Here is a 5,966-nt window from a genome sequence, read left to right as displayed (position 1 = left end):
GCAGATCACCCGCCCTGCAGGGCAGCGGCCCGCCTCGCCGCGGCCGGCCGGCCATGGCCGCCTGGCCGTTGAGCGGCGGAGCAGCGGCCGGCCGACCACCGCCGGTCGAGCGCTGCCGGTCGAGCGCTGGTGAGACGGCACGGCCGCCGGCCGCTTGAGCGCGGGGCGGCTCGCCGCTGAACGGCGTCGGCCGGCGGGGGCCCGGGGCGGCGATCCCCCCGGGTCAGCGGAGTCGGCGGCGCTCCGCGCGGAGTTCCCGCAGGCGCTCCCGGCGGGCGTCGCGGTGCTCCCGGTGCAGTTCCCGCAGCTCCTCGTGCCGCCTGCGGTGCAGTTCGTGGACGTCGCGGTGCCGGTCGCGGCGGCGGCGCTTCTCCCCGGCGGCGCGGCGGCTCACCGACACGCCGCCGAACAGCACCATCCCCGTCAGCCGGATGACGGGCGCGTCCGGGTCGGCGGTGTCGTCCTCGGGCAGCTCGCTCCCGCCGAACACCGCGGTCGGGGAGCCCGCGACGCGGACGCCCGGCGGGACGGTGATGTCGACCCCGCCGAAAACGCAGGTGATGTTGACGGTCACTTCGCTCTGGCTGAGGACGGCCTGCCGGAAGTCGAGCTCCACCCCGCCGAACACGCAGGAGACGTTGGTGGTCGGTTCCACCAGCCAGCGGCCCTTGCGCTCCGCCCCGGCGAACACGGCGACGAGGTGCGGCGACTGCGCCGGGGGCGGCGGGAGGGCGGGCTCCTTGCGCAGGTCCACCCGCGGCCGCGGCGCCTGCTCCGACGGCAGGTCGCTGAGGACGGGCTCCAGGTCGGCGTACGTCTTGGCCTTGTAGACGGCGTCGATGCGCTCCGCGTGCTCCTCGGGTGTGATGCGCCCCTCCGCGAGGGCCTCGCGCAGGCGGTCGGCCACCTCGTCGCGGTCGGCGTCCGAGGCGCGCATGCTCGCGGACGGCGGCGGGGCCGGACGGTCGGAGCCGGAAGGCTGCTCGGGAAGACTCACCGAACCATCATCGCAAACGAGATGTGTCGTGACGAACCCCGTTGCCGAAATGTTCTCCGCCGCGCCCGGACGCGGCGGAGAACACGGCTCCTCATGCCCGCGGACGCGGCTCCTCAGGCCTTGCGGATGTAGTAGGTGAGGCCCAGCTCCTCGTCGCGGGTGGCGGGGACCCCCTCCGGGCGGCCCTCGTGCACCGCGGTCGCGAGGACCTCCGCGGCCACCTCGCCGCTGTGGGCGCGCAGCGCCTCGGCGAGGTCGGTCCCGGTCGCCTCCCACCACAGCTCGATGCGGTCGGTGACCTCCAGGCCGGCGGCCTTGCGGGCCTCCTGGACGAGCCGGACGGCCTCCCGCACCAGGCCCGCGCGGCGCAGCTCGGGCGTGACCGTGAGGTCGAGCGCGACCGTCTCCCCGGCGGCGCTCTCCACCGCCCAGCCGCTGCGCGGCCGCTCGGTGACGATCACGTCGTCCGCCGCCAGCGGCACCGTGCCGAGATCGGCCGCCTCCACGGCCGCGTCGCCCGCGCGCAGCGCCCGGACCAGCTCCGCCGCGTCCGCGGACGTGATCGCCTTGGCGACCTTCGGGGTGTCCTTGGCGTAGCGCCTGCCCAGCTCCCGGAAGTTGGGCTTGACCTCGTACTCGACCAGGTCGCCGCCGATCGAGGACAGCTCCTCGAACGCCTGGACGTTCAGCTCCTCGGCGATCTGCTCGCGCAGCTGCCCGGGCAGCTCCGCCCAGCCGGGGGCGCCGACCAGCGCGCGGCCGAGGGGCTGGCGGGTCCGCACGCCGCTCGCGGCGCGCGCCGACCGGCCGAGCTCGACCAGCCGCCGGACGAGCGCCATCCGCTCGGTCAGCGCCTCGTCCAGGAGGCTCTCGTCGACGGCCGGCCAGTCGGCCAGGTGCACCGAGTCGGGGCCGTCCTCGGGCCGGATGACGTCCCACACGTGGTCGGTGATGAACGGCACGATCGGCGCCATCAGCCGGGTGAGGGTCTCCAGGCACTCGTAGAGCGTGGCGAACGCGGCCGACCCCTCGGGGGTCTCCGGGCCCTCCCAGAAGCGCCGCCGGGACCGCCGCACGTACCAGTTCGACAGGTCGTCCACGAACTGGGAGAGCCGCCGGCCCGCGCGGGCGGTGTCGAACCGCTCCAGCGCCGTGTCGACCTCGCGGACGGTGCGGTGCAGCTCGGCGAGCGCCCAGCGGTCCAGGAGCGGCCGGCCGGCGGGGGCCGGGGCCTCGGCCAGCCGGTCCGGCGTCCAGGCGCGGCCCTGCGCCCGCGCCGCGTTCGCGTACAGGACGAAGAACGACGCGGTGTTCCAGTACGTGAGGAGGACCTTGCGGACGATCTCCTCCAGGGCGCCGTGCCCGACGCGGCGGGACGCCCAGGGCAGCCCGCTCGCGGCCATGAACCAGCGCACCGCGTCGGCGCCGTGCTCGTCCATCAGCGGGATGGGCCGCAGCACGTTGCCGAGGTGCTTGCTCATCTTCCGGCCGTCCTCGGCGAGGATCAGCCCGAGGCACACGACGTTCTCATAGGACGACCGGTCGAACACGAGCGTCCCGACGGCCATGAGGGAGTAGAACCAGCCGCGGGTCTGGTCCTGGGCCTCGCAGATGTACTGGGCGGGGTAGGAGTTCTCGAAGATCTCGTTGTTGCGGTAGGGGGCGCCCCACTGCGCGAACGGCATCGACCCGGAGTCGTACCAGGCGTCGATGACGTCGGGGACGCGGCGCGCCTCCGCCCCGCACCGCGGGCACGGGAACACGACGTCGTCCACGTACGGCCGGTGGGGGTCGAGTGCGGACAGGTCGCGTCCGGCCAGGTCGCCCAGCTCCTTCAGCGACCCGACGCAGGTGACGTGGTCCTCGTCGTCGCCGCACACCCACAGGGGGAGGGGCGTGCCCCAGTAGCGGCTGCGGGACAGCGACCAGTCGACGTTGTTGCGGAGCCATTCCCCGTACCGGCCGTGCTTGACCGTCTCGGGGTACCAGTTGGTCTTCTCGTTCTCCTCCAGCAGCCGGTCCTTGATCTGCGTGGTGCGGATGTACCAGGCGGGGAGCGCGTAGTAGAGCAGCGGCGTGTGGCAGCGCCAGCAGTGCGGGTAGCTGTGCTCGAAGTGCCCGCCGCGGTACAGCAGCCCGCGCGCGCGCAGGTCGTCGGTGAGGGGCTCGTCGGCGTCCTTGAAGAACTTGTTGCCGACCAGCGGCACCTCCCGCAGGAAGCGCCCGTCCGGCCCGATCGGGTTGACGATCGGCATGCCGTACGCCTTGCAGACGTTCATGTCGTCGCCGCCGAACGCGGGCGCCTGGTGGACGAGCCCGGTGCCGTCCTCGACGGTGACGTAGTCGCCCAGGACGACGTAGTGGGCGTCCGGGATGTCGACGAGCTCGAAGGGCCGCTGGTAGGGCGTCCGCTCCAGCTCGGTCCCCTGGAAGGCGGCGAGCCGCTCGGCGCCCTCGCCGAGGACCTGGCCGACCAGGGGCTCGGCGACGACGAGCACCTCGTCCGACCCCTCCGGGCGGGCCGCGACGTACGTGACGTCGGGATGGACGGCCACGGCGGTGTTCGACACCAGCGTCCACGGGGTCGTGGTCCAGATGAGCAGCGCGGCGCCCATATCGGCGAGCGGACCGGACGTGACGGGCATCCGCACGTACACCGACGGGCTGGACACCGTCTCGTAGCCGCCGGGCTGGCCCAGCTCGTGGTCGGACAGGCCCGTCCCGCAGCGCGGGCAGTACGGGGTGATGCGGAAGTCGCGGAACAGCAGCCCCTTGTCGAACACCTGCTTCAGCGACCACCAGACGCTCTCGACGTACTCGGGGTCCATCGTCCGGTAGGCCTGGTCGGTGTTGACCCAGTAGCCCATGCGCTCGGTCATCTCTTCGAACGCGTCCACGTGGCGCAGGACGGACTCGCGGCAGCGGGCGTTGAACTCGGCGACGCCGTACTCCTCGATGTCCTTCTTGCCGGTGAGGCCGAGCTCCTTCTCCACGGCGACCTCGACGGGCAGGCCGTGGCAGTCCCAGCCGGCCTTGCGCGGGACGTGCCGGCCCTTCATGGTCTTGAAGCGCGGGAAGACGTCCTTGAACACGCGGGCCTCGACGTGGTGGACGCCCGGCATCCCGTTGGCGGTGGGCGGTCCCTCGTAGAAGATCCAGGGCTCGCCGGACGCGGTGCGCTCCAGCGACCGCTCGAAGACCTTGTTCTCCTGCCAGCGGCGCAGCATGTCCCGCTCCAGGGCGGGCAGATCGACCTGCGCGGGCAGCGGCCGAAAAGCTCGGCTCACGATGGCGGACCTCCGGATCGACGTGGAAACGCTGACCGGAGGGACGAGGCGCGCGGCCCCGCGGTACCACCCTCCTTGACCGCGCCTGGCGGCGCGGCCCGCTTCGTTCCAGTCCCGGCTGCCGGTTCTACCGCGCCCGCGGACCGGGTCCGGGGCGTTTCTTCCGGCGGCTCCGGGGTGATCAGACCGCCGTGCCCGCCCCCGGGCTCGCACCGTCCCCGGGTCGCTCATGGCCGCGTTCGGCGGCAGGTGTCCCCATCAGCGCCTGCCGTGCGACTGCTCGTCTGCACTTTAACGCACCCGCGCGGCGTCCTCTTCCCGTTTTCCGGGGCGCCGGCCCTGGCGCGCCGTGCCGTTCCTTTGCGATCTCGCGGCCCGCCGCGGGGTTTCCGGCCGATCGCCGACCGGGCATAAGGGGTCGGTACCACCGCCAGGTTGTTTACCGCGCACGAGAAAGGGGACCTATGCTGCCCGCACTGCCCGTCGAGGCGATCAGCGCGAGGGAGGCCGACATGGCCGGCGCGACGAAGGGCGCAGTGTCCGCCGAGGAGCAGCCCGCCGAGGAGCACGCCGGGAAGCAGCCCGCCGCGGGCAAGGCCCGGGGCAAGGCGGCCGCGGCGAAGCGGCCCGCCCGCAAACCGGCCGGGCGCGCCTCCGGCAGGACGCGGGGCGGGCGCCCCCCGGCGGAGGCGGCGCGGGCGGCGGAGCTGCCGGTGCGCGAGGGGGAGCACCGCTGGACGGCCGCGGAGCTCGCCGAGGTGCGGGCCGGGCTGCAGGAGCAGATCGAGGGCCTGCGCGCGGAGATCGCCGCGTCCGCGAGCCAGATCGCCGAGGGCGACGGCAGCGACGGGGCCGGCGACGACCAGGCCGACGCGGGCGCCAAGACGTACGAGCGCGAGCACGAGCTCGCGCTGTCCTACAATTCACAGGACCTGCTCGCCCAGATAGAGCGGGCCGTCCAGCGGATGGACGCCGGCACGTACGGGATCTGCGAGTCCTGCGCCAGGCCGATCGGCAAGGCGAGACTTCAGGTCTTCCCGCGTGCGACCCTGTGTGTGACATGCAAACAACGCGAGGAACGTCGCTGAGCGACTCAACGAACCCAGAGCGCGAGGCCGGGGAGTCCACGGGAACTCCTCGGCCGCGCCGCGTCGGCGTGCTGGTCGCCGTGGCCCTGGCCGCGCTGACCGCCGACATCGTGTCCAAGCTGATCGTGGTGGCGACGCTGCAGGACCGGGAGCCCGTCCGGCTGCTCGGCGGGCTGCTGACGCTGCGCGAGACCCGTAACAGCGGCGCCGCCTTCTCGATCGGCACCGGTTACACGATCGTGTTCACCCTGATCGCCTGCGGCGTGGTGGTGGCCATCCTGCGCACCGCCCGCAGCCTGCGGAGCGTGCCCTGGGCGGTCTGCCTCGGCCTGCTGCTCGGCGGCGCGGTCGGCAACCTGATCGACCGGCTGCTGCGCGAGCCCGCCCCGCTGAAGGGCCACGTCGTCGACTGGATCCAGCTGCCGCACTGGCCGGTGTTCAACCTGGCCGACTCGGCGATCGTGTGCGGCGGCGCCCTCGCCGTGCTGCTGGCGGCGCGCGGCCTGCAGGTCGACGGGACGCGCATCACCGGCAAGGACGACGGCGGCCCCCCCGAGCCCGGGGCCGGATCGAAGCCCGCGGCCCGGCCTGAGC

4 protein-coding genes are annotated in these 5,966 nt (G+C 73.7%); 2 read left to right on the top strand and 2 right to left on the bottom strand.

What is annotated here, in order from left to right:
- Positions 1-223: 223 nt before the first annotated feature.
- Positions 224-997, bottom strand: a complete 774-nt coding sequence (locus tag ACIWVC_RS17145) for a DUF1707 domain-containing protein (protein ID WP_396447818.1) — start codon at positions 995-997, stop codon at positions 224-226.
- A gap of 113 nt (positions 998-1,110) precedes the next feature.
- Entirely contained in the window at positions 1,111-4,284 is a 3,174-nt protein-coding gene (gene ileS, locus ACIWVC_RS17140; protein WP_396454311.1) for an isoleucine--tRNA ligase, read from the bottom strand.
- A gap of 707 nt (positions 4,285-4,991) precedes the next feature.
- On the opposite strand from ileS, the gene ACIWVC_RS17135 reads away from it, so the two are divergent.
- On the top strand, positions 4,992-5,372 hold the full coding sequence (locus ACIWVC_RS17135; RefSeq protein WP_396447868.1) for a TraR/DksA family transcriptional regulator: 381 nt from the start codon (positions 4,992-4,994) through the stop codon (positions 5,370-5,372).
- 68 nt (positions 5,373-5,440) lie between these two features.
- Positions 5,441-5,966: signal peptidase II (gene lspA, locus ACIWVC_RS17130; protein WP_396454310.1), on the top strand; the 526-nt coding region annotated here is incomplete at its 3' end.

It is taken from the genome of Actinomadura sp. (assembly GCF_044508335.1).
Lineage (GTDB): Bacteria > Actinomycetota > Actinomycetes > Streptosporangiales > Streptosporangiaceae > Spirillospora.
Note: the sequence above shows the minus strand (reverse complement) of the source record. Positions and strands in the feature narration are given on the sequence as shown.